Source organism: Flavobacterium sp. CFS9, from assembly GCF_041154745.1.
GTDB lineage: Bacteria > Bacteroidota > Bacteroidia > Flavobacteriales > Flavobacteriaceae > Flavobacterium.
The window spans coordinates 1,720,512-1,743,863 of the sequence record NZ_AP031573.1 but is presented as its reverse complement, the minus strand read 5'-3'; the positions used below and the strand labels follow the sequence as shown (position 1 = coordinate 1,743,863).

The 23,352-nt window shown below is 37.1% G+C and carries 22 protein-coding genes; 5 read left to right on the top strand and 17 right to left on the bottom strand.

Annotation, left to right across the window (positions count from 1 at the left end; translation table 11 throughout):
- The first annotated feature begins 327 nt into the window (after positions 1 to 327).
- Both ACAM30_RS07730 and ACAM30_RS07725 read left to right on the top strand, forming a co-directional pair.
- The gene (locus ACAM30_RS07730; RefSeq protein ID WP_369617969.1) at positions 328 to 3,096 is read left to right on the top strand and encodes a M4 family metallopeptidase; all 2,769 of its coding nucleotides are present in this window, start codon (positions 328 to 330) and stop codon (positions 3,094 to 3,096) included.
- A gap of 131 nt (positions 3,097 to 3,227) precedes the next feature.
- Positions 3,228 to 4,118 (top strand): S-adenosyl-l-methionine hydroxide adenosyltransferase family protein, encoded by an 891-nt coding sequence (locus ACAM30_RS07725; RefSeq protein ID WP_369617968.1) that lies wholly within the window; start codon positions 3,228 to 3,230, stop codon positions 4,116 to 4,118.
- Positions 4,119 to 4,208: 90 nt separating this feature from the next.
- On the opposite strand, the gene ACAM30_RS07720 is transcribed toward ACAM30_RS07725, so the two are convergent.
- Both ACAM30_RS07720 and ACAM30_RS07715 read right to left on the bottom strand, forming a co-directional pair.
- Positions 4,209 to 4,739: a DUF6646 family protein gene (locus ACAM30_RS07720; protein ID WP_369617967.1), complete on the bottom strand. Its 531-nt coding sequence runs from the start codon at positions 4,737 to 4,739 to the stop codon at positions 4,209 to 4,211.
- 50 nt (positions 4,740 to 4,789) lie between these two features.
- On the bottom strand, positions 4,790 to 5,524 hold the full coding sequence (locus ACAM30_RS07715) for a metallophosphoesterase family protein (protein WP_369617966.1): 735 nt from the start codon (positions 5,522 to 5,524) through the stop codon (positions 4,790 to 4,792).
- A gap of 230 nt (positions 5,525 to 5,754) precedes the next feature.
- Here ACAM30_RS07715 and dinB point away from each other — a divergent pair, with 230 nt between their 5' ends.
- Both dinB and ACAM30_RS07705 read left to right on the top strand, forming a co-directional pair.
- On the top strand, positions 5,755 to 6,837 hold the full coding sequence (dinB, locus tag ACAM30_RS07710; RefSeq protein ID WP_369617965.1) for a DNA polymerase IV: 1,083 nt from the start codon (positions 5,755 to 5,757) through the stop codon (positions 6,835 to 6,837).
- A gap of 99 nt (positions 6,838 to 6,936) precedes the next feature.
- Positions 6,937 to 7,434 carry a PAS domain-containing protein gene (locus tag ACAM30_RS07705; protein WP_369617964.1) on the top strand — a complete coding sequence of 166 codons (498 nt, stop codon included), beginning with the start codon at positions 6,937 to 6,939 and terminating at the stop codon, positions 7,432 to 7,434.
- Between the two features lie 127 nt (positions 7,435 to 7,561).
- Here ACAM30_RS07705 and ACAM30_RS07700 read toward each other — a convergent pair whose 3' ends face one another.
- The 12 genes from ACAM30_RS07700 to ACAM30_RS07645 all read right to left on the bottom strand — a co-directional run bounded on the left by ACAM30_RS07700 (position 7,562) and on the right by ACAM30_RS07645 (position 20,629).
- Positions 7,562 to 9,166 (bottom strand): fumarate hydratase, encoded by a 1,605-nt coding sequence (locus tag ACAM30_RS07700; protein ID WP_369617963.1) that lies wholly within the window; start codon positions 9,164 to 9,166, stop codon positions 7,562 to 7,564.
- 71 nt (positions 9,167 to 9,237) lie between these two features.
- Positions 9,238 to 9,969: a hypothetical protein gene (locus ACAM30_RS07695; protein ID WP_369617962.1), complete on the bottom strand. Its 732-nt coding sequence runs from the start codon at positions 9,967 to 9,969 to the stop codon at positions 9,238 to 9,240.
- A 328-nt stretch (positions 9,970 to 10,297) separates the two neighbouring features.
- Positions 10,298 to 10,759: an IS200/IS605 family transposase gene (gene tnpA / locus ACAM30_RS07690; RefSeq protein WP_369617961.1), complete on the bottom strand. Its 462-nt coding sequence runs from the start codon at positions 10,757 to 10,759 to the stop codon at positions 10,298 to 10,300.
- 91 nt (positions 10,760 to 10,850) lie between these two features.
- Positions 10,851 to 12,290, bottom strand: coding sequence for a nucleoside recognition domain-containing protein (locus tag ACAM30_RS07685; protein ID WP_369617960.1), 1,440 nt, complete (start codon positions 12,288 to 12,290; stop codon positions 10,851 to 10,853).
- 110 nt (positions 12,291 to 12,400) lie between these two features.
- Positions 12,401 to 13,471: a winged helix DNA-binding domain-containing protein gene (locus ACAM30_RS07680; protein WP_369617959.1), complete on the bottom strand. Its 1,071-nt coding sequence runs from the start codon at positions 13,469 to 13,471 to the stop codon at positions 12,401 to 12,403.
- 14 nt (positions 13,472 to 13,485) lie between these two features.
- Entirely contained in the window at positions 13,486 to 14,199 is a 714-nt protein-coding gene (locus ACAM30_RS07675) for a 3'-5' exonuclease (protein WP_369617958.1), read from the bottom strand.
- Between the two features lie 140 nt (positions 14,200 to 14,339).
- Positions 14,340 to 14,816, bottom strand: coding sequence for a methylated-DNA--[protein]-cysteine S-methyltransferase (locus tag ACAM30_RS07670; RefSeq protein WP_369617957.1), 477 nt, complete (start codon positions 14,814 to 14,816; stop codon positions 14,340 to 14,342).
- A gap of 187 nt (positions 14,817 to 15,003) precedes the next feature.
- Positions 15,004 to 15,828 (bottom strand): NAD-dependent epimerase/dehydratase family protein, encoded by an 825-nt coding sequence (locus tag ACAM30_RS07665; RefSeq protein ID WP_369617956.1) that lies wholly within the window; start codon positions 15,826 to 15,828, stop codon positions 15,004 to 15,006.
- Positions 15,829 to 15,905: 77 nt separating this feature from the next.
- A complete protein-coding gene (locus ACAM30_RS07660; RefSeq protein ID WP_369617955.1) occupies positions 15,906 to 16,325 on the bottom strand; it encodes an SRPBCC family protein in 420 nt (139 codons plus the stop codon).
- A 12-nt stretch (positions 16,326 to 16,337) separates the two neighbouring features.
- The gene (locus ACAM30_RS07655) at positions 16,338 to 18,743 is read right to left on the bottom strand and encodes a M28 family peptidase (protein ID WP_369617954.1); all 2,406 of its coding nucleotides are present in this window, start codon (positions 18,741 to 18,743) and stop codon (positions 16,338 to 16,340) included.
- A gap of 12 nt (positions 18,744 to 18,755) precedes the next feature.
- The gene (locus ACAM30_RS07650; protein WP_369617953.1) at positions 18,756 to 19,103 is read right to left on the bottom strand and encodes a hypothetical protein; all 348 of its coding nucleotides are present in this window, start codon (positions 19,101 to 19,103) and stop codon (positions 18,756 to 18,758) included.
- A complete protein-coding gene (locus tag ACAM30_RS07645; protein ID WP_369617952.1) occupies positions 19,100 to 20,629 on the bottom strand; it encodes a GNAT family N-acetyltransferase in 1,530 nt (509 codons plus the stop codon). The genes ACAM30_RS07650 and ACAM30_RS07645 overlap by 4 nt, the downstream gene beginning before the upstream one ends.
- 175 nt (positions 20,630 to 20,804) lie before the next feature.
- Here ACAM30_RS07645 and ACAM30_RS07640 point away from each other — a divergent pair, with 175 nt between their 5' ends.
- Positions 20,805 to 21,134 carry a single-stranded DNA-binding protein gene (locus ACAM30_RS07640; protein WP_369617951.1) on the top strand — a complete coding sequence of 110 codons (330 nt, stop codon included), beginning with the start codon at positions 20,805 to 20,807 and terminating at the stop codon, positions 21,132 to 21,134.
- Between the two features lie 61 nt (positions 21,135 to 21,195).
- Here ACAM30_RS07640 and ACAM30_RS07635 read toward each other — a convergent pair whose 3' ends face one another.
- The 3 genes from ACAM30_RS07635 to ACAM30_RS07625 all read right to left on the bottom strand — a co-directional run bounded on the left by ACAM30_RS07635 (position 21,196) and on the right by ACAM30_RS07625 (position 23,335).
- Positions 21,196 to 21,888, bottom strand: a complete 693-nt coding sequence (locus ACAM30_RS07635) for a DUF2461 domain-containing protein (RefSeq protein WP_369617950.1) — start codon at positions 21,886 to 21,888, stop codon at positions 21,196 to 21,198.
- A 657-nt stretch (positions 21,889 to 22,545) separates the two neighbouring features.
- A complete protein-coding gene (locus tag ACAM30_RS07630) occupies positions 22,546 to 22,734 on the bottom strand; it encodes a hypothetical protein (protein ID WP_202702635.1) in 189 nt (62 codons plus the stop codon).
- A gap of 82 nt (positions 22,735 to 22,816) precedes the next feature.
- Complete coding sequence (locus ACAM30_RS07625) at positions 22,817 to 23,335, bottom strand: ferritin (RefSeq protein ID WP_369617949.1); 519 nt, start codon at positions 23,333 to 23,335, stop codon at positions 22,817 to 22,819.
- Between the last annotated feature and the right edge of the window lie 17 nt (positions 23,336 to 23,352).

Below are 23,352 nucleotides of genomic sequence, written 5' to 3'. Positions count from 1 at the left end.
AAAAGGGCTGGCCTTTTTTGTAGGAAAAAATTAAAGAGAAGTGACCTTGTTTGGTTTTTCCTAAAAGCCCTGTATTTATTGACTTTTATGAGTTAATGTATTAATTATCAGTATAATAATCATTTTTTGGGTCTGTTTTTTGTGAAATCATTATAGTTTGTTAAATAAAAGTGAATTTAAAGTAAAAAATGTTGCATTTAATCGATTAACGGCAAATTTAATCGATTAATTAACCGAAATGAAATACTTTTAACTTAAAATAAAGTATTTACTTACGTTTAATATTTTATTTGTAATCCATTTAACCAAACTAAATACCACATTATTATGAACAGAAAATTACCAAAATGCATGGCATCAGCCGTTGTTATTCTTACATTTTCAGTATCAGGATTTGCCCAAAACACAGATAAACGGGTAAGTCAGAAAAATGTATCAGAAAATGGACAACCAAGCTTAATCACTTTTAGTGATAAATCTACTTACAGAGGAACAGATTACAACACTGTTTTTAGAGAACAATTGGGTTTGAAAGACAACCAATCCTTTTCGAAAATTAAGATCGAATCTGACAGAGAAGGTTTTACACATGAAAAATTTCAATTGTACGAACAAGGCATTAAAGTAGAATTTGCCAATTACACCCTACATTCCAAAGACGGAAAATTAGTTTCAATGAACGGAGAGTTTTATGCCCTTCAAAATGTAAAAACAACTCCAAAACTATCCAGTAAAGCAGCTTTCGACAGAGCGGTTGCTTATACAGGAGCCAAACAATACCTATGGGAAAACCCGCAAGATGCTGCAGCAATGAACTATGAGAAGCCAAAAGGCGAATTGGTTTTATTGCCGGCCATGGAAGAGCAGGGTGAAACCAGAAAGTCAGATAAGGTGAGATTGGCTTATAAATTTGATATTTATGCCACCAATCCGGTAAGCCGCGGTGATTTGTATATCGATGCAGAAACCGGTAAAGTCCTGTTTTATAACGCAACCATAAAACATCTTGGTGAATACAGCCACGGAAATAAACTAAAAACTGCCAAAGCAGTAAATCAAAAAGAGGAGACAAATTCCAAAAAAGCTTTTGTTGCAGCCAATGCCGCGACACGTTACAGCGGGACGCAGGTGATACAAACGACCTTAAGCGGAGCGTCCTATATACTTGCCGATGCCACAAGAGGTTTAGGAATCAACACCTACAATATGAAAAAGGGAACCAGTTATACCGCTGCCGTAAATTTTACAGATGCTGATAATAACTGGACCGCTGCTGAGTATAACAATGCGAACAAAGACAATGGAGCTTTGGATGCGCATTGGGGAGCTGAAAAAACATACGATTACTGGTCAACAGTACACGGTAGAAACAGCTTTGACAATGCCGGTGCTATCATAAAAAGCTACGTACATTACAGCAATGCTTATGACAATGCTTATTGGAATGGAAGTGTAATGACTTATGGTGACGGAAGCGGAACTTATTTTGATATCTTAACAGCAATTGATGTTGCTGGACACGAAATAGGACATGCTGTTTGTACCTATACAGCAAATCTGGCTTATCAAAAAGAATCCGGAGCTTTAAATGAAGCGTTCTCTGATATTTGGGGAGCCTGTATTGAATATGCCGCAGCACCAACAAAATCTCCGTGGTTAATAGGTGAAGATATCGAAAGAAGATCCGGACACCTTGCCTTACGTTCTATGAGTGATCCAAATTCTGAAGGCCAGCCGGATACTTATGGCGGAACCTATTGGATCAATCCAAATTGTACACCAACAAGCAGTAACGATTATTGCGGTGTTCATACCAACTCTGGTGTATTGAACCATTGGTTTTACATTTTGTCTGTTGGTAAATCGGGGACAAACGATATTGGAAATGCCTATAACGTAACCGGAATTACCATTGATAAAGCAGCAAAAATCGCGTACCGTCTGGAAAGCGTGTATTTAACAGCAAACTCTACTTTTGCCAATGCAAGAACTTCAGGAATACAATCGGCTATTGATTTGTATGGTGCGGGTTCACCTGAAGTTATTGCAACCACCAATGCATTTTATGCCGTAGGTGTTGGGGCAGCTTATGTAGGATCAAACGATACCGTTGCACCATCAGCTCCAACAAATCTTGCTGCTTCCGGAACAACAGGTTCTACAACTAATTTGACATGGACGGCTTCAACAGATAACGTAGGAGTTACCGGATATGATATTTACCAGGGAACAACTCTTAAAGGTTCGTCTACGACAACCAATTATACAGTAACTGGTTTGACAGCGTTGACAACCTATAGCTTTAGTGTAAAAGCTAAAGATGCGGCAGGAAATGTTTCAGCAGCAAGTAATGCTGTAAGTGTTACGACTACAGCTGCATCTTTAAACTACTGTAACTCTCAGGGGAATAGTACTGTAGACGAGAGAATTGGAAAAGTGGTATTCGGTACCATCAACAATACTTCAACAGGAACAACCGGTTATGAAAACTATACCGCTATCTCGACAAATGCTGCGAGAGGAACAGCTTATACGGTAACAATCACTCCGGTTTGGACTTCTACTATTTACAGCGAAGGATATGCCGTTTTTATCGATTACAACCAAGATGGAGACTTTACAGATGCTGGTGAAACAGTTTGGACAAAAGCAACCTCTACAGCGGCTACAGCAACTGGAACCATTACAATTCCGGCTACAGCGACACTTGGTACAACAAGACTTAGAGTTTCGATGAAATACAACGGAATACCAACTTCTTGTGAGTCATTTTCTTATGGACAAGTAGAAGATTATTCGATCAATATTACAGCTTCAGGAGCTATTGTAAATCAGGAAATTGCAGCAGGATTAGCGGAAACTAATGAAACGGCAAGATTTGCATTGTATCCAAATCCGGTTGCTGATGAATTGAATGTTTCATTGGCAGATAATACTGGATATACTTTCAGAATCACCAATACATTGGGTCAGCAAGTGAGTTCTGGTGAGCTTTCCGGAAATCCGATTGATGTGAGAACTTTAAAAACAGGACTTTATGTTATCGAACTAAATAACGGTACCAAAAGAATCGTTAAGAAATTCGCTAAAAAATAAAATTGTAGTTTTAAAACAGAAAGCCCCGCAAATTGCGGGGCTTTTTTATGGAGTTCTCAGATGTAATTTTTGTATGTCACGGTTAGACAGCTTTTTGTAAGTTTGTTTGTTCAGTAATGCTAAAAAAAATCATGATGAAATTATACCTATTCCTTTTTTTGTACGGCATCAGTTTTAGTGGCTTTTCTCAGAATAACGTGCTGGTTTTTCAATCTGATTTTGGGTTGAAAGACGGAGCAGTATCTGCAATGAAAGGTGTGGCAATGGGAGTTTCAACAGACTTGAAAATATTTGATCTGACCCACGAAATTCCGGCGTTTAATATTTGGGAGGCCGCTTACCGTTTGTCACAAACTGCACAATACTATCCTGCAGGAACTGTATTTGTATCTGTTTGCGATCCTGGAGTGGGAACCGCAAGACATTCTGTGGTTTTGCTTACCAAATCAGGACATTATTTTGTAACTCCTGATAACGGAACGTTGACATTAATTGCAGAACAACTGGGGATTCAGGAAATTCGTGAAATAGATGAAGTAAAAAACCGCCGCCGAAATTCAAATGAATCGTATACTTTTCATGGACGCGATGTATATGCTTTTACCGGAGCACGTTTAGCCTCAAGAACCATTACATTTGAAGAAGTGGGTTCTAAGCTGCCTAACGAAGTTGTGAAAATTGATTATCAGAAACCGATTTTTGAAAATGGAAGTATTAAAGGAGGTATTCCCGTTTTGGATATTCAGTATGGTAACGTCTGGACCAATATTGATAAGAAGACCGCCGAAAATTTAGATTTGAAAGCAGGAGACATTGTGAAAGTTCAGATTTTTAATGACACTAAAAAAGTATATCAAGGGAAACTGAAATTAGTCCATACATTTGGTGAGGCTGAAATAGGGACTGATGTTTGTTACTTCAACAGTCTTTTAAATTTCTCACTCGCAGTCAATCAGGGGAATTTCTCGGAAAAGTATAAAGTGTATAGCGGGGCTCATTGGAGTATTTTGCTAAGCAGATAAAAACAAAAACCGCCCAATTAGGCGGTTTTTTGATTTTATAAATCTTGCTCTCCGGCAATTTTAGAAGAAATACTTCTTTATCCGTTAAGTTTATTGTAAATTAAATGAAGCTCCTAAACTAAAAGTTGCCTGATTGTTTAAATGATCAAATACATCGTTGTTGTTTCCATATTTTGCAATTGGAAACCCAATTTCTGTGAAAACGCCAAATCCGTCCGTAAAGAAATAACGTCCGCCAACATGACCTCCAAAGTTGCGCAGTCCTAAACTTAAACCAGGGTAAACATCCAATTGTTTAACCCCAATAACACTGCTTAGGTTAGCATTAATTCTGGCTTTAGCATCAAAACGATCACTAAACTTCGGTTTTAAATCCGTGTATGGAGTTGGATTGTTGTGATAGAAACCATTAAAGTTGTCTACTCCTAATAGATAATTGGCTACAAAGCCAAAAGAGAAATTTTCTCCAAGACCAAAATCTACAGAACCCTGAATTCCGGAACCACCATCTTGTAAGTTAGCTCCAACATTCACTCTAACATCTCCTTTACCTTTAAAAGCCTCTTGTGCTTGTGTGAATCCAAATGATACTAAAAACAAAAGTGTAATTACCTTTTTCATAAATATAAATTTTAATTATTTGTAAAGTGCAAAAATAGCCTTTTTAGGAGTTAATTCCTGCCTTTTTCAGAAGAATACAGTTCATTTAACGGTTCGCTCTGCCAGAATTCTTTCGTATCGACGTCCAAAATAGTCAACGGGCCCTTAAAAGCAGCACCGGTATCAACGTTCCAGACATTCGCTTTTTGTACGGGAGTTGTTTCACCAATTCGGGTCACAGGAGTATGTCCGATATAGATTTCTTTATACAACGTAAAACGCTTAGGATAAAGTGCATCACCGACTTTTAAATTAGGATCTAGCGAAAGAGCCGTCTCCCAGAGTGTTCTGTCCCAATAGAATAATTTTGGAAAATATTCATATTTGATGCCGTTCAGATTGGTAAAACCTGCATGAACAAATAAACGGTTTTGATCGTCAAGGTAATAATCTTCCAATGATTCGAGGAAAGCAATATGTGTCTGTTTTTCTTCCGCAGTGAGTTTTTCATAGGCCAGAACAGTTGCTTCTCCACCGTGTTTGAACCATAAAGTTTCGTCAACGTCGTCAGTTTTGCTTTTAAACCAGGACAAAAGCAGTTCGTCGTGATTTCCTCTAATGCAAATACAGTTCTGTTTGCTCTTTAAGTCCATTAAATATTCAATTACTTGTGGAGACTGACTCCATCCGTCAACATAATCGCCTAAAAAAATAAGAGTATCTTGTGTGGTAACTTGGGCTTTTTTCATCACTTGTTCAAGCGCGAGTAATCCGCCGTGTATGTCGCCTATAACAAATGTTCGCATTTTAATCCTTTAATGTAGAATTACAAAAATAACGAAAAGGATTCGTTTGAGACTATTAACTTAAGAATCTTTACGAATAGCTATATGTAAAAGGTGAAATGTGAAATGTAAAACGTGAAGTTTGGGATTTGGAATTTGAGATTTGGAATGAATTTTAAGGGAGGATTTGAGAGGATATTTTTATGATTATTTTCGACGCTTTTTGTGTCTTTCCTCTTTAAATTTGTAGTATGTCTGAAACCCCAACATATCGAAAAATCATTCACATTGATATGGATGCTTTTTATGCTTCGGTAGAGCAGATGGATAATCCCGCTTTACGCGGAAAACCCGTTGCTGTGGGTGGATCGGAGAATAGAGGAGTGGTTTCGGCAGCAAGTTACGAAGCGCGAAAATTTGGGGTACGAAGTGCCATAAGTGGTGTTTTGGCCAAAAAATATTGTCCGGAAATTATTTTTGTACGTCCGCGTTTTGACCGTTACAAAGAGATCTCAAATAAAATTCATAAAATATTTCATGAATATACCGATCTGGTGGAGCCTCTTTCGCTGGATGAAGCTTATCTTGATGTGACACAAAACAAGAAAGGGAATCCAAGTGCCAGTCTGCTCGCACAGGAAATCAGACTCCGAATTCTGAATGAGGTTGGACTCACGGCTTCTGCGGGAATTTCGATTAATAAGTTTGTGGCGAAAATTGCCTCGGATGTTAACAAACCAAACGGACAGAAAACGGTTAATCCGGACGAGGTTTTGAGCTTTTTGGAAGAACTGCCCATTCGGAAGTTTTATGGGGTTGGAAAAGTAACCACCGAAAAGATGTATCAATTAGGAATTTTTACAGGAGCTGATCTTAAGAGCAAAGAAGTAGAGTTTTTGGAGAAACATTTCGGAAAATCGGGGGCTTTTTATTACAATGTGGTTCGCGGAATTCATAATAGTGAAGTAAAAGCGTCTCGTGTAACGAAATCAGTTGCGGCGGAACACACCTTCGATGTCAACTTATCCTCTGAAATTTTTATGCTCGAACAGCTTGAAAAGATTGCGGCATCTTTAGAAAGGCGGTTAAAGAAATATAATATCTCGGGCAAAACCGTGACGCTTAAAATCAAATACAGTGATTTTACGCAACAAACACGCAGTAAGACGCTGCCATACTTTATTTCCGATAAAAGTTTGATTTTAGAGACCGTTGAGGAGCTTTTGTATCAGGAACGAATGAAAGATTCGGTTCGGCTATTGGGGATTTCCTTGAACAATCTAAATACAGAAGAAAAAAAGGCAGTAGTAGTCCAGCTTAAATTTTCCTTCTAATTGGATTAAGGAATAATTAAATCCTGTAATTTATTCTTTTGTGATGAATTTTCTTTCTACCTTTGAGAGAAAGGGCACATTAATATTGAATCATTCGCAATGAAAACGAACAAATTTGAAGAAGTCTCTCATCGTAATTCAGTCCCAATTATGGCTTGGGATTTTCATTGTGAACATTTAAAAGAGCTGAAAGCGATTCTTACCGATGTAAAAAAAGTTAATAAAATTTCGAGTCAGTTTATCTGGGATGCTAAAAATCTGGAAATTGAAGAACGAATGAAGAATGAAGTAGTCCTGGTTACCGATTTAGACTTGAAAATAGTTTTTGCTTCAAATGGAATCAGAAAAATGACAGGTTACAAGGAAGAAGAAGTTTTGGGTAAAACTCCTAAAATGTTTCAGGGACCAGCGACTTCAAAAACTGTACTTAAAGAAATTAAAGAAGCTATTCAGCAACGAATTCCTTTCGAAAAAACACTTGAAAACTATAGAAAAGACGGCAGAACCTATAAATGTAAAATCAATGCGCGTCCCGTTTTTAATTTAAAGGGGCAATTGTCTCATTTTATTGCTTTCGAAAGTGAAGAGTTGGAATAAGGGACTAAGGCTCTAAGGTACTGAGGTGCAAAGAGTAATAGTTAGTAAAAAATAAAACCGCCCTAAGGCGGTTTTTATCATTTTAAACACTTAGAATCTTAGTGCCTCAGTATCTAAGAACCTTAGTTTAAAGATTTTCAAAAAAATCATTCCCTTTATCATCTGTAATGATAAAAGCCGGGAAATCTTTAACGGTAATTTTACGAACCGCTTCCATTCCTAATTCTTCAAAATCTACCACTTCAACTTTTAAGATGTTGTCTTGTGCTAAAATAGCGGCAGGACCTCCAATAGAGCCTAGATAGAATCCACCATATTTCTGGCAGGCATCTGTTACCTGTTTGGTACGGTTTCCTTTGGCCAGCATGATCATACTGCCTCCATGTTTTTGAAATTCATCTACATAAACGTCCATACGTCCCGCAGTTGTCGGTCCAAAACTTCCTGAAGCCATTCCTTCAGGCGTTTTTGCAGGTCCGGCGTAATAAACAGGGTGATTTTTAAAGTATTCTGGCATTGGTTTACCAGCTTCCAGTAATTCCATGATTTTGGCATGTGCAATATCACGGGCTACAATTACAGTTCCGTTAAGTTTTAGACGGGTTTTAATTGGATATTGAGATAATTTGGCTAAAATATCGGCCATCGGCTGATCTAAATCAATTTCAACAGGAGCTTCTAAGTGTGGAGCTGTTTCCGGTAAAAATTGCTTTGGATTTACTTCCAATTGCTCAACGAAGATTCCGTCTTTGGTAATCTTTCCTTTGATATTTCTGTCTGCTGAACAAGAAACTCCCAATCCAACCGGACAAGAAGCTGCGTGACGAGGCAAACGAATTACACGAACATCATGCGTGAAATATTTTCCGCCAAACTGAGCACCAATCTCACTTTCCTGACAGATTTTCTGAACACGCTCTTCCCATTCTAAATCACGAAACGCCTGACCGGCCATATTTCCTGAAGTAGGAAGGTTGTCATAGTAACCGGCAGATGCTTTTTTAACAGCGCTTAGATTCGCTTCAGCAGAAGTTCCTCCAATTACTAAAGCCAAGTGATACGGAGGACAAGCCGATGTTCCTAAATCTTTAATTTTCGTACGAATGAAAGCATCCATAGATTTATCATTCAGTAAAGATTTCGTTTGCTGGTACAAGTAGGTTTTATTCGCAGATCCACCACCTTTTGCCATGAATAAAAACTCGTACGAAGCTCCTTTTTTAGCATAGATATCAATTTGTGCCGGAAGATTTGATCCTGAATTTTTTTCTTCAAACATCGAAATCGGAACAATTTGAGAATAACGAAGATTACGTTTTTGATAGGTATTGAAAATTCCTTTGCTTAACCATTCAGCATCATCAACACCGGTAAAAATGCTTTCTCCTTTTTTTGCCATTACGATAGCCGTTCCGGTATCCTGACAGCTTGGTAACTGACCTTCGGCAGCAACGGATGCATTTTGTAACAAGTTGTAAGCCACAAAACGATCGTTATCTGTAGCTTCCGGATCGTCAAGTATATTTCTTAATTTTTGTAAATGGGTCGTTCGTAACATGAACGAAACATCGGTAAGAGCTTCTTCAGCTAATAATTCTAATCCTTTTGGATCAACGGTTAAAACTTCACGTTGTCCAAATTGCTCCACCTTTACAAAATCAGAGGTGATTTTGCGGTATTGCGTATCATCCTTCAAAATAGGATAAGGGTCTTGGTATATAAAATCAATCATTGTTTTGTTTTTTACAAAGTTAGAAATTATTTACCTAAGAAAGAATTTGAATAAGGCCTGTTTTTGATCCTTTATTTTTGACTGTGGAAGTCATCAAAACTCATTTTCTTCTCAAAATAAGCATGATCTTCTTTGGTAAGCAGTTTTTTTTTCCACTGATTTCCAATCAAGCGAAAAACAGTTGAATCGGAATATTTAACTGTTCCCATATTCTCGTCATTGTCATCAGGTTCGAAGAAAACAGTTTTGCAATAGAAGGAATCCGGATCCGTTTTTGCAGAAGGATTTCCGAATTCAACCCAGCCGCCCCAGCCACTGTCGGACATGCTGGACCACTCGTGAACCAATTGTACGTTTTTATTTTTCAGATAGTATAAGTAATTGTTCTGATTATAACCGCAAGCAGGATATCCAAAACTAATGTGTATAAACGGAGAGTTTTTAGCCGTGGCTGGAGTCAATCCAAAAGAAGCTCCCCATTCAGAACCTTTTTCGATTCCTTTAATAGAGATTTTTGAAGAAACCGTTTTGGTTTTATTTTGATAAAAATCAAGTTGGTAATTTCCGGTTATGATACTGTCTTTATCTGTCTTTTGGTCGATAAGATGTGCAAGAATATAGTTTTTTGCTGAATTCTCTCCCTCATCGATAATCGTTATGGTATCTGTTTTTAAGAATTTTTCTTTGGCAGAAGTTAGGGTTTCGGTCTTATTTTTAGAGGTTGTGTTAGTTATTTGCGATTCTGGTTTTGGTTTTTGGCAGGCGATTACAAGTGATAGAAGAAAAAGGTATTGTGGTTTCATGGTTTGTTATTTTTTTGACTTTGATTAAATGGTTTTTATTTTAATATGTTTCTTTAATCAACGGATTAAAATCCGTTGCTATAAAATAGTTCATTCTTACGGAATTTGTAACCTTTGAGAAAGAGCCTTTGGCTCGACCAATATTGTAGGGCCGGATTTTAATCCGGTCAAAAATATGCGGTAACGAAATTTAAAGATCCATCAGATCGGTTTATATTTTTAGGTTTTGTAAAAGATCTCATTTTAATATGTTTCTTAATCAACGGATTGAAATCCATTGCTACAAAATATTTCATTTCTACGGAATTTAAAGATCCGTAGGATCGGCTCATATAAGATCATTAAATAGGTATTTTTCATCATAAGAAACCTGAAATCTCTCTAAAAGTGTAAAATATTCTTCTTTGAAAGATTGCTTTTTGTGATGTTCTTCCTGATTTAGGATGTATTTGTATACCGCATCAATATGAGATTGGCTATAGGAGTAAACACCATAACCTTCCTGCCATTCGAACCTGGATTTTGTCAGCTTATGATCATTGATGTATTTCGATGATTTTTCTTTTACGGTTTTCATTAGTTCAGAAATAGAAACGTTTGGTTTTAAATCCAGAAAGCAATGAACATGATTTTCGGTACCATTTACAATTATGGTTTTGCAGCCCGTTTCGTTTATCAGATTACCGAGAATGCTTAACAACTTCGATTTCCATTCGCTATTTATAAGCGCTTCTCTATATTTGACAGCAAAAACGGCCTGTATATAAACTTGATGATAGGTATTTGCCACTCGTGTATTTTGTATTATTGAAACAGCAATAGTACAAAATATTTATACACATCAATAAAATATATAAGAAAATTACTATTTTTATTTGATGTTAAAAAAACCAGCTTGCCACAAAAATTGCAGCGATTACACAAATAAAGTCAACCAATAACATGGTGGTAAGAGCATAGCGGGTGTTTTTGATATTTACAGATCCGAAGTAAACCGCAATTACATAAAAAGTAGTTTCGGCACTACATTGGAAAATACTGCTCAAACGTCCGGTAAGGGAATCTGCTCCGAAAGTACTCATCGAGTCCAGTAAGAATCCTCTGGAACCTCCTGAGCTAAAAGGTCTAAGTAAGGCAACCGGTAATGCATTTATGATTTCGGAACTTACTCCAATGCTGCTAAAGATAAATCCGATTCCATTGCTGATAATTTCAAATAAGCCACTATTTCTAAAAAGAGAGATGGCAACTAGCATTCCTAAAACATAAGGGAAAATTTTAACTCCGGTTTTCAAACCATTGTTAGCCCCTTCTACAAAAGTATCGAACATTGTAGTGTCCTGCGCTACAAATTTCTTCTCATGAATGAATGAGAAAATCAGTGTAACGCCAATGATTCCTATTAACATCAATCCTGAAAGATTAGAAGTGAAATAGTTTTTTCCAATTAAGTCTAAGTGATTAACGTAGAACAATAATCCTATGATCGCAGCAATAATGGCCATTAATGCAAGTACCAATGAAGCGCTTTTGAAATTTATTTTTTGTCTGATTCCCACGATCAGGAATGCTGCGACAGTTCCAATTAGTGAAGTGATGATACACGGAAGCATAACATCCGCCGGATTGGCTGCGTTTGCTGCGGCGCGATATCCAATAATTGACGTTGGAATCAGGGTCAAACCAGATGCATGCAGACACATAAACATGATTTGGGCGTCACTTGCCTTGTCTTTTTCTACATTCAGTTCCTGTAAGCTCTCCATTGCTTTTAGTCCAAATGGTGTGGCAGCAGAATCTAAACCAAGGAAGTTTGCAGCAAAATTTAAGGTCATATAGGATATCGACGGGTGGTTTTTAGGAACCGTAGGGAATACTTTGGTAAACATCGGACTTAGGAATCTGGCCAGTTTTTCGGAAGCTCCGGAAACGATTAAAAGTTCCATCAATCCGCAAAAAAAGGCTAAGTAGGCAATTAATGGAATGATAATGTCGATCAAAGTGCTTTTACAGGTTGGCAGTAAACCGTCTGATTTTTGGACACCACTATAAATTTTTACCGTTTTGTTCTTGTAAACATAAGTAGTATCAGGATTGGTTAAGTCCCTGTTTACAATCATGGTTTTATCTTCTTTTAAGTCGATGCTGTCTCGCACAAAAGCAGGAATCTGCTCCAGATATTTTTCAGAAACCAGAATTGGGTCATCTTTTTGTCCGTTCAAAATAAAATCGAGCGTGTAACTGTTACCGGTAAACAAACTCACTACCACAAATAAAATTGAAGACACAAAAATAGCTAACCAAAATCTGCTCAATACCATAATTATATTTTTTTGTAAATGTAATTATTTAACCCTAGAATGCGCAAGGATTTTTAAAGAGGAAACAAGAAGTATTTGATCGAACCAGTATCGATTGGTGAAATTTCGAATTATTCGATTTGAATTTTGGTTCCTAAGTAATTTTCAAAAGGTTTAATGCCTTCAAACAGAACTACTTTTTTGTGACTTTCAGTCTCGTTAAAAAATTGGGTTTCTATTCTGGCGTGATCTTTTTTGATGGTGCGTTTCCAGGTTCCGATGACTTTGCTGTTTTCCAGAATTATGGGTTTGAAAATACCGTTGTTGGTAAAAGCCTTTGGTTGATGTTCGGGTGAGATGGAGGCTTCGCGGGATTTATACGAAATTAAGATTTCGTCGAAGGCCGGAAGAAAATGGATGCTTTCGCGAAAATTATCCTCAGTGGAAATATCATTTTTGAACCAAAACTTCTGATCCTCAATGATAATAGAGTTTAATTGCAATTCAATTGCATTAATGATTTTTTTACAGCTGGTAGGAGAGAAACCTGACCACCAGGAAAAGTCAAGAAGAGTAGCAGGGCCATGACTTTCAAAGTATCGAAGGGCTAATTTTATTAAACCTTCTTCTTCGGTTAGTTTGCCTTTTGGTTTAGCAACTCTTTCTTCAAGTAAAGCATACGTCATTTGTTTTCCTTTCATTCTTCCGTTACAAACCAAACCATCAAGTTCGGCATACATCATAATGGCACTGCTTAAATGATCAGGACTGGGAGTTTTAGTCATACTAAGTTCCTGTATGATTTCTTCACGGGTAAGATGATTGTTTCCTGCGAGTATTTTTTGGATAGCGGCATTAGTCTGATCTAATTTCTTAGTATCATAACCGTATTTTTTTACGTATGATGTTACAATGCGTTTGACTTGCGGTCCGGAAAGATCCAACATCCAGTAAATATCATCAGCGGAAACAAAATGCCAAGTAGGTCTTAAAATATGAGTTCGGATAATTTGTGCGGAATCAATAGTTTCTTCGATCACTTTTTCTGAAGCATCGCAACGGGATCCAATTGCCCATTTTGCCATTGCGTAATCCTGAGCCTGCATGGCACCTAAATGCTGTACAATTTCTCGTGGCGTACTATCAGTTGGTTTATGAAGTTTTTGAGAGATGAGTCTGAGCTGTGCTATTGTTGAATCCATCGTTTAAAGTGGTATTACACATGAATTATTTCATCGTCTATTAATAAATCTTCACGACGTAAGCGAAGGAAAATCTGTGCTACAGCTATGGTGTCTTTTTCACAATAGGTTACAATTCGGTCAATGTCTTTTTCGACATAAAAAACATGTGCGACCTGACTGCCGTCGATATCGCCTTTTGGTGAGGGAACCCCCAGAATTTTGGTCAATAGCTTCAAAGAAGTAAAGTGCTTGTAATCGCCAAACTTCCATAATTCTAAAGTATCTAAATGAGCCACTTCCCAAGGCTTTTTTCCAAATAAATTAAGTTTGTCCGGAATCGCAATCTGGTTGATGATCATGCGTCGTGCAATGAACGGAATGTCAAATTCTTTGGCATTGTGTCCGCACAACAAATGTTGTGGTTTATTGAAATGATTGTTGATGAGATTATTGAAGTCACGCAGGATTTTCTTTTCCTCTCCAAAAAAAGAGGTCACTCTAAAATTCCTAACATCGCCTTTGATCGTAAAATAACCAACCGAAATGCAGACAATCTTACCGAATTCAGCCCAGATTCCGGCACGCTCATAAAATTCCTCAGGAGTAAAATCGTCTTTGCGTTGGTATTGTGTCTTATGATCCCAAAGAGACTGCATTTCTTCGTCAAGCGAATTGAAATTTTCTTCTTCCGGTACAGTTTCAATATCAAGGAAAAGAATGTTGTTAAGGTTTATTTTTTCAATCATTATGGAGACGTCTTATATTTTTAGGCATTTAGATTTATAAAAGTACGCAAATGATTTTAAAAATAAGAAATAGCTTATGTTTTTAAGATTTAGATACTTTTTTGCCTTTAGCTTTCGTAAAGGTATGATTTGTTCAAAAACTAAAATAAACTCTGTTGTGTACTGGGATTTTCATGTTCCAGTAGCCATTTCTTGCGGGAAAGACCACCGGCGTAACCTGTTAAAGAACCATTGGTACCAATAACACGGTGACAGGGAACCACAATCCACAGTGGATTTTTACCATTTGCTGATGCAACAGCCCGAATAGCTTTTACATCACCCAGTTTCTTGGTCTGATCCATATAGCTGATGGTTTTGCCATATGGGATTTCCAATAGTGATTTCCATACTTTTTGCTGGAAGTCAGTTCCTTTTGGATTTAGTTTTAAATTGAAGTCGGTTCTTTTACCTTCAAAATACTCCTGAAGTTGTGAAACGGCCTCTTTCAGGACCTTTGGAATAGTTTGCGAAACGACATTGTCGCCAACATCGGAAACAGAGACAATAGCAATACCGTCTTCATCTCCAACGATCTTAGTGATTCCTAATGGTGAATTGACATAAACTGTTTCCATAGTTTTAAACGTAAAGTTTTACTGCAAAGGAGCAAAGGTTTATCGCAAAGTTCGCAAAGTTTTTTTAAATGATATAAGTTAGGAAGGTAATTTAAGTTTTTTATGTTTTGGTAAACAATTGTCATTCTGAGTGAAATCGAAGGCATGTGAAAGGGGGCTTCGACTTCGCTCAGCCCGACAAGGAATTTTAATAATCTTCTGGCGTAAATGAATAATTTAAAACCAATTCAATTTTTTCACTTGAAATAATCTTTTGAATCTTTGATTTTTCAGCTTTGAATTTCGGTGGAATCAGATTGTGTTCTTTTGCTTTTTGAGTGTAGTATTCTTCTCTCGTTGGATGAAAAGGTGCGACAGCATTAAAAACCTCATTCCATTTGGACTGATTTAGGATGGCTTCGATGATACCTATACAATCATTTTGATGGATTAGATTTACCGGTGCATCAGGGTTTTCAAGATTTTCTTTTCCTGCCAGAAATTTTACCGGATGACGATCTTTTCCGATTAAACCGCCAAAACGCAATATTGTGGTTGCAAAGTTCTGATTTTTTTGAAGTAAAGCTTCCGCTAAAAGCAATTGTTTACCGCTTTCGGTTTCCGGATTTGGAAGTGTTTCTTCGGTGATCGTAGTATTATCGTTTCCGTAAACTGCAGTGGAACTTACAAAAAGCACTTTTTTTACCGTTGATTTTTTTATAAAGGGAATTAGATTCTCTATTTTTCGAACAAATGCCATTTCAGAAGAAATCGAAGCATCGGACTTATTTTCTCTTAATTTGGGCGGAATATCGATAATTAAGATTTCACTTTCGTTTAAGAAATCGGTTGTGCTATCGGAAACACTTCCACTTTCAAGCGCAACCAGAAAAGGGTTTATCCCCGATTCTTTTAAAATAGAAATTTTACTGTCAGAAGTTGTCGATCCGTTTACCAGATGTCCTTTTGCTATTAGTTTTTTAGCCAGGGGTAACCCTAGCCAGCCACAGCCCAGAATACTTATTTGTGTCATTTTTTGTTTAAAGCTGCAAAGCTATAAGAATTAGAATTTACCGAAATCTTTTTTGCTGTGTCGATAAATTGTCGTCTTTACGATTCGATTAAAGCTTTTAAGGCTTGTAAAATTGGGTTTTCTTCACCCTGAGGTTTTTCCTGAACTGCTCCGGGACGGTTGTCTTCCTGAACAATCTCGAGCTTTGTTTTTTGATTTTCTTCTGTTAAGACATAACTCATTAGGAAGTAATTCTCGGGTTTGTCTTCTAATTCCGGTCGGGGGAAGAATAAAGAATATTTGATTTTCTGATTGGGGATCATCTCCAAAACAGTTCCCCATTGCTCAAAAACCTGACCTTCCCATTCGTTTCTGAATCTGATTTCATTACCAATTTTCCAATCCGTGATTAAGTCACTGCCGTATTGCCATTGTTTGACCAACTCAGGCTGAGTGAGTGTATTCCAGACTTTTTCTGCCGGAGCATTTAAAAGTACTGTAGAGATATTTGTTGCCATAATAAGTGTTTTTTATTGTGGTTTTACAATTGGCTTTGCAATAGGTTTTAAGCTGTCTTTTTTTATAGCACTACTGTCTTTCACTATTGCTGCGGGTGAAGGAACAGCTGCGGGTGCTGTGTAGCGTTTTATTTTTTGCTGAATGAGTACTGCGTCATTCAATACAAAAGGTGTTGGCATCATCCAATCGCTTCTTGGTTTTACTTTAAGCAGCGGATTCGTCATCAAATCAAAAGAACTTTCAATTAAGTCCATATCCATAACAGCCGATTTGTTGATATAGAATTCCATCACAAGAGGTTCATTGCCTACCACATAGTAACATAAGATTTTCATACCATTGCGTTCCAGACGATTTCCTTTTTGTCCTGAAGCTGTAACTCCATTAGCTTTGAAATTGAAAAAAATCATTTTTGGATTGGCATAAATATCATAACGATTTACCTTTCTGTTTGGGCTGATTTTTATTTTCAGGTATCTGTTATTGCCAACTACACTGTCTTTTAAAAATGCAATGGTTGGTTTTGGTATGTCTACTACGGGAGCAATCGCACTATAAGTAAAACCCGAATTGTATTTACTGGCTATTGGTAATGTATTTAAACCAACAGCATTCTGATTTTTTTGCCCTAAATAAGTTTTGGTCCAATCGTCAAGGTTAACATCATAGGTTGCCCATTGTGCGGAGTTGGTATTGGCATTGTAGATGTAAAGTAAACTGTTTGATTTTGCTTTTCCGCGTTCGTAATTGGAGTGATAACCTGCGTAGACAAAAAAGCCAATTGAAACGATAAAGAAGAAGATGGTCCAAATTCCTTTTTTAGCAAACTGACCAAAGATAGGGAGTACCAGTGTGAAAAGTAATACAGTCAGAATAGCACTGCCGAAAAGGATTTTTAGTCCGAGTCCAACCGGAAACATTACGATAAAAGGTGCGATGATAACGAAGGCTGGAATACTAAACAGCAGGTTGAGACCCAGACTGTAATGTTGGGTTAGAACAAAAACTCCAAACAGTAGTATGCCAAAATATACCGGTATGATCAGGAAACCGGCACCAGCCAGACTATTAGCAATGAATGCATTGATAATGATCCAGAGCAGCAACGGCGCCACAAAATGGTTCATGGTAATTTTAGCTTCTGAGAAATGGTGGTAGAAAGCAAACGTAATAGCGATACTTAGTGTTACAAATGCACCAATATAAGCATGGCCATTGTAAGTGAATCCATTGAGCAAATCAGAATATTGTGGATAAATCTGTAATACAATTTTCCATCCTAAAAATGTTACCAGCCCCGCTATGATAATGGAACCCAGTAAAGGGACAAATCCTTTGAATATCTCTCTGAAAGTGATAACACGTTTTGCTTTTCCTATAAAGATGAAAATAATCAACAATCCTAAAGCAATTATGGTCATCGGCCATACCCATGAAAAAGGATAATTAATGAAAGAGAACGGAGCGGTAAAGTATACATCATCCTCTGTTGAGGTTGTAGCATTTAAATCTACATTGGAAAAATATTTTAATAATGGCATTAAATAAGTTCCCTGATGTGCCAGAGTTGTTTTACTCAGGTGCTGAACATCGTCTTGTTGTGTATGATAATTGTAATGATCGTCAATAAATGCAAAGTTGAATCCCTGAATGTTGCCTTGCTCTCTGAAAACTGTTAAATCGGTATCGTTAGGAAGCATTTTGTAGATGCTGTACATAAGTGAATTTGAGACCGGGTAACTCGTTTTTGCATTAGAAAATTCTTTTACCAGTGCTTGATTTCCTTTGTTGGTTTCCATCAGCATATAACTCGGTCCTGATGATCCTCTGGCCTCAAAGTTAAGAACCAAACCAACGTCTTTCGCCCATGGATGGCTGTTTACAAAAAGAGCCGCCCCATTTAAGCCCAGTTCTTCAGCATCTGAAAAAAGAATGATAATGTCATTTTTATGCGGTTGTTTTGCGTATAAAAAAGCCCGGATTCCCTCCAGTATCGTAGCAACACCTGAGGCATCATCACCGGCACCTTTTGAAAATGAATGCGGAGCACTGTCATAATGGGAAAGAAGTAAAAGTGCTTTTGTATTGTTAGTACCCTTTATACGGGCGAGAATGTTTTTTGATTTTACCAGTATTCCCCAATCATTTAATGTGTAACCTTCCTGTACGCTAGTCTCCAGTCCGATTCGGTTCAGTTCAAGTTTAAGATAGTTGGCTACCAGTTCGTGATTGAGAGAACCTACATAGTGCGGTTTCTGTGCAATAATTTTGACTTGATTTAAAGCTCTGTCCGTAGAAAACTCGGCAAGGGCTTCATCTCCTTTGGAGATTACCTGCGGCATCATTGTGGCGTATATAATACCAAGAATGGCAAGAATGCAAACTATGGCTAGAATTGAGGTCTGGTTTTTTTTCATGGTAGATAGGTACTATATTTCTTTTTTAACAAGCATAAAATAATCATTATCCAAAGAGCGATATCCCTGGTCATACAGGAAATAGTAGGTGTTTCCTGTTTTGGTCTGCAAGATATTGGTAAAGAAATCGAAATCAAAACCTTTGTTTGTCATTTTATCTCTTGTTGCTTTAGATTTCCCGTCGGGGTTTAGTTCGCTCAAAATTCGGTAATTTTTTCGTAATTTGTTGTTTACATTACGCATGAAATTCGTACTGTCTTTATTTATTTTATTATTGTAGGCATTTCGACAGCTGTCTGAGCAGAACTTTTTGTCTTCTCTGCCTACAATTTTTTCAGAGCATTCGAGGCATGTTTTCATGAATCTATCTTTTTAATTTCATACAAATCGGTTCTTCTGTCTTTTAACGTGCGTACACTTCCATGTTCGTGAAGTTGTTTCAGCAAGTTCAAATCAACATCAACTATAAGAGTCATTTCTGTATTTGGAGTTGCTTCGGCTTTTATTCCATTACTTGGAAATGCAAAATCTGAAGGTGTAAAAACAGAAGCCTGGGCATATTGAATGTCCATATTGTTTACTTTAGGGAGGTTACCCACACAGCCGGCAATAGCGACATAACATTCATTTTCGATGGCACGTGCCTGCGAACAGTGTTTCACTCTGGTGTAAGCGTTTTGGGTATCGGTTAAAAACGGAACAAACAAAATATTCATTCCTTCGTTGGCCATAATTCTCGAAAGTTCCGGAAACTCGACATCGTAGCAAATCAGAATGCCGATTTTTCCGCAATCCGTATCAAAAGTTTTAAACTGAGAGCCGCCTTTCATTCCCCAATGGTGTACCTCATTTGGCGTTACGTGAATTTTAGTATAGATCTCCGAAGTTCCGTCTCTCTTGCAGAGAAAGCCAACATTGTAAAGGTTTCCATTTTCCAGATAAGGCATACTTCCGGTAATGATATTGATATTGTACGAAATGGCAAATTCCTGAAAACGCTTTCGGATAGGATCTGAATATCGGGCCAGTTCACGAATGGCTTCGGCTTCAGATAAATGATTATAGTCAGCCATCAGGGGAGCTATAAAAAGCTCGGGGAATAAGGCAAAATCACTTCCGTAGCCCGAAACGACATCGATAAAAAATTCGGCCTGCTCGAAAAATTCTTCAATATTGTTAAGCGGACGCATTTGCCATTGAATCAGTCCCAAACGGATGACACTTTTCTCGAGGTTGATTAATTTAGGACTTTCGTCGTAATACACATTGTTCCATTCTAAAAGTACCGCAAATTCTTTCGATTCTTCGTCGCCTTCAAGGTAATTTTTAATAATTCGCAATACATGAAAGTCATTACTTAACTGAAACGAAAGTACCGGATCGTGTAATTCTTTATGTTTTACTTTGTCGATATAATTTTTTGGAGTGAGCTTTTTAGAATGCTGGGCATAGTTTGGAATTCTGCCGGCAAAAACAATGGCTTTTAGATTTAACTGTTCGCAAAGCTCTTTTCGCGCATCGTACAAACGTCGGCCTAAACGTAAACCACGATAATTAGGGTGAATAAAAACATCGATTCCATAGAGGATCTCTGCATTTTTATTATGGGTAGAAAAAGTATGGTTTCCTGTTGCTTGTTTGTAATTGTGTCTTTTGTCGATTAGCTTTTCATCCACAATCAACGATAAGGCCGATCCAACCACTTTTCCATCGACCAGAATAACGAGTTGTCCCTCCGGGAAAATAGAAAGTAATCTTTTGATATCTTCTTCTTTCCAATACGAATCTGCCATCTCGGGATAGGATTCTACCATAGAATCTTTTAGCTGCTTGTAGTCGTCAAATTCCAAATTACGCAATTCAACTTTATTGATTTTTGTCTGCATATCGTAAGGTTTCTCTCAAATATACAAAATAAATTCCATTTACAAACGGTTACAAATAGTTACAACCGAAAGTAAATACTTGTCTACCGGATAATTGCTGGTGTTCGTCGCATCTTTGTCCTGTTGAATTTGACGAACGAATTCATTTTATACTAACATTTAAATATTATACGCCATGAATGCAATGAAAAACAGAGTACAGTTAATTGGGAATGTAGGAAACGATCCGGAAATTAAAACATTTGAAAACGGTAAAAAATTAGCGCATTTGAGTATCGCTACCAATGAAAAGTATACCAATGAGAAAGGAGAGAAAGTCGAACAAACCGAATGGCACCGTGTTACAGCCTGGGGTAAAACGGCTGAAATTATCGAAAAGTTTGTCGTGAAAGGAAAAGAAGTTGCTGTTGAAGGCAAATTGACCCATCGAAGCTACGATGACAAAAACGGAGAGAAAAGATATGTAACGGAAGTAATCGTAAATGAAATTTTACTATTGAAGTAAATAGTAGAAACATTTGATACTCAAACCCGGCAGGTTTTTAAAACCTGTCGGGTTTAAATTTTTATAATACAGAAGCTCCGTTACTATCTGTTGTTAATATTTCACTCATATAATCAAAAAAAGGCCTCATGTTTTTGAAAGTAGTAAGAGCCTGTTCCAGAAAAAGAGGACTTAGAACCTCTTCATCGGTAAAACGCTTGATAAGCAGAAACGATTTGTAACGGAGTAAATCTATAGCTTCATGGTTTATGTCGTAACCTTTGGGAGCCGTTTTAAGTTGTTCACCCTGCAAAGTCCCAAAAGTATTAACGAATGATTCTGACTGCAATATTTTCTGCATGGGTTGAGAGTCGTGACCAAATTCAGCTCTGATGCGTTTTAGGTCTGCTGCATTTGGTCCCCAAAAACCACCGGCAAGAAAACTGTTCCCTTTTTCAAGATGAAAATAATAACCACCCCGTCTTTCTTTTGTTGCTCTGGTGTAACTGCCTCCCCAAAAGGTTTTGAAAGGAGTTTTGTCTTTAGAAAAGCGAATGTCGCGATAAATTCTGTAAACGCTTTTTTTACCGGAAGCTGTTTCCAGAACATCTGTTTTTGAAAGTTCCTGAAGCAAAGCACCTGCAAAGTTTTCGATATGATTTAATTCGATTAGATATTCTGGCTTGTGTACCTCAAACCAAGGCTTGTTATTATTTTCTTTTAGCAGAGATAAAAAATCAAGTGAGGATTTGGGAATCGTAATTTGGTTTTCCATAAGTAATGCCGCGTCTTTTTTGAGGATCTATATTAAAAATAGGGAAATTCGTTTTAACCGAAGTTGTAACAACGGATAACAACAAAGTTACATAAAGATTTAAGGATTGTGCGAGTGAATTGCAAAAGTTAAGCGCTTCTTCTGGAAGGTCACACAGATGACGCGGATTCGTTTCACGAAGACGCGGATGAAAATGGATTTTCAAAAAGGATAAAATAGAGTATTATCAGATTGCAGATTACGTATTTCATATAATACAAAAAATTCGTTTTTCATCAGATCAAAACTAATACCTGAGGATGAATGATAAAAAAGGAATCAAGAATAAAAGTTGGGAAGGAAAGGGCTGAAAGCCCTAAAAGCAACAGCATTGTGCGCAGCACTATGAATTAGATTAAGGTACAGAATTGCCCTGAAAGGGCAAAAGAAAACTATACATTATAAGTTTCAATAAAGAATAAACTGCTCTTTTATAAAATATAATTGAAAATGATATAAATCCAACTTTTGTGCATAAGCTTCTGCCTTTTCAGGGCGTAACCGATATTCGTTATCGTTACTCATAGTGCTGCGCGCCATTCTATTGCTAAAGCTCTTTCAGAGCAATATTCCCAAAATTAAAAAACCCACCGGTTAGTGGTGGGTTTGTATATTTCGTTAAGCAGTTTTTTTGAATAAATCAAACATAGGACAACGCGAGCAGCGTTTCTTTTCGCTCTTTTTGTATTTCTCACAACAAGAAGATTTGCAGTTTTCCAACCTCTTAATGTTCTCAAGGATAGCAGCTTTATTCTTCTTTTTCTTCTTATCCTTTTTTTTGTCCTTGTCTTTTTCTTTCTTGCTCAATTTTCCTCTGTATTATAAAAACAGAGGCAAATATAGAAGAAAAAAGTTATTTTTAAATGTTCTAAATAAACTTTAACTTTTTTTATTTTGGGTTAATAGCGATCGAGCTCGTAACCGTTAATTGTTGAATATCACGGTCGAACAAGTATAGTCCGCCTTTGTCATCTCCAATTAAGTTAATTTTATCTAAGATTGACTTCGCTGTTGCTTCTTCTTCGATTTGTTCAGAAACATACCATTGTAAGAAATTATGTGTTGCATAATCTTTTTCTTCAAAAGTAATGTGTACCAATTCGTTGATTGATTTTGAAACGAATAGTTCATGATTGTAAAGCTCTTCAAACATTTCTTTGAAAGTCGAATAAGATGTTTTAGGCGCTTTTAGATCAGTAATTTGAGCATGACCTCCGCGTTCGTTTACATACTTCACTAATTTTAGCATGTGTGCACGCTCTTCGTCTGACTGTGTGTACATAAATTGCGCAATTCCTTCCAGTCCGTGTACTTCAGCCCAACAAGCCATAGAAAGGTAGGTTTGCGAAGATTCTGCCTCTATGCGGATTTGCTTGTTTAAAGCTATTTCGATATTTTTTGATAACATAATATTTCTCTTTTATG

Bases quoted from the DNA above. Each gene is read 5' to 3' on its own strand.
- ACAM30_RS07670 (WP_369617957.1), bottom strand. From the start codon at position 14,816: ATGGAAACAGTTTATGTCAATTCACCATTAGGAATCACTAAGATCGTT.
- ACAM30_RS07635 (WP_369617950.1), bottom strand. From the start codon at position 21,888: ATGGAAAACCAAATTACGATTCCCAAATCCTCACTTGATTTTTTATCT.
- ACAM30_RS07675 (WP_369617958.1), bottom strand. From the start codon at position 14,199: ATGATTGAAAAAATAAACCTTAACAACATTCTTTTCCTTGATATTGAA.
- ACAM30_RS07625 (WP_369617949.1), bottom strand. From the start codon at position 23,335: ATGTTATCAAAAAATATCGAAATAGCTTTAAACAAGCAAATCCGCATA.
- ACAM30_RS07705 (WP_369617964.1), top strand. From the start codon at position 6,937: ATGAAAACGAACAAATTTGAAGAAGTCTCTCATCGTAATTCAGTCCCA.
- ACAM30_RS07730 (WP_369617969.1), top strand. From the start codon at position 328: ATGAACAGAAAATTACCAAAATGCATGGCATCAGCCGTTGTTATTCTT.
- dinB (WP_369617965.1), top strand. From the start codon at position 5,755: ATGTCTGAAACCCCAACATATCGAAAAATCATTCACATTGATATGGAT.
- ACAM30_RS07650 (WP_369617953.1), bottom strand. From the start codon at position 19,103: ATGAAAACATGCCTCGAATGCTCTGAAAAAATTGTAGGCAGAGAAGAC.
- ACAM30_RS07680 (WP_369617959.1), bottom strand. From the start codon at position 13,471: ATGGATTCAACAATAGCACAGCTCAGACTCATCTCTCAAAAACTTCAT.
- ACAM30_RS07665 (WP_369617956.1), bottom strand. From the start codon at position 15,828: ATGACACAAATAAGTATTCTGGGCTGTGGCTGGCTAGGGTTACCCCTG.
- ACAM30_RS07640 (WP_369617951.1), top strand. From the start codon at position 20,805: ATGAATGCAATGAAAAACAGAGTACAGTTAATTGGGAATGTAGGAAAC.
- ACAM30_RS07695 (WP_369617962.1), bottom strand. From the start codon at position 9,969: ATGAAACCACAATACCTTTTTCTTCTATCACTTGTAATCGCCTGCCAA.
- ACAM30_RS07645 (WP_369617952.1), bottom strand. From the start codon at position 20,629: ATGCAGACAAAAATCAATAAAGTTGAATTGCGTAATTTGGAATTTGAC.
- ACAM30_RS07720 (WP_369617967.1), bottom strand. From the start codon at position 4,739: ATGAAAAAGGTAATTACACTTTTGTTTTTAGTATCATTTGGATTCACA.
- ACAM30_RS07685 (WP_369617960.1), bottom strand. From the start codon at position 12,290: ATGGTATTGAGCAGATTTTGGTTAGCTATTTTTGTGTCTTCAATTTTA.
- ACAM30_RS07660 (WP_369617955.1), bottom strand. From the start codon at position 16,325: ATGGCAACAAATATCTCTACAGTACTTTTAAATGCTCCGGCAGAAAAA.
- ACAM30_RS07700 (WP_369617963.1), bottom strand. From the start codon at position 9,166: ATGATTGATTTTATATACCAAGACCCTTATCCTATTTTGAAGGATGAT.
- ACAM30_RS07715 (WP_369617966.1), bottom strand. From the start codon at position 5,524: ATGCGAACATTTGTTATAGGCGACATACACGGCGGATTACTCGCGCTT.
- ACAM30_RS07655 (WP_369617954.1), bottom strand. From the start codon at position 18,743: ATGAAAAAAAACCAGACCTCAATTCTAGCCATAGTTTGCATTCTTGCC.
- ACAM30_RS07725 (WP_369617968.1), top strand. From the start codon at position 3,228: ATGATGAAATTATACCTATTCCTTTTTTTGTACGGCATCAGTTTTAGT.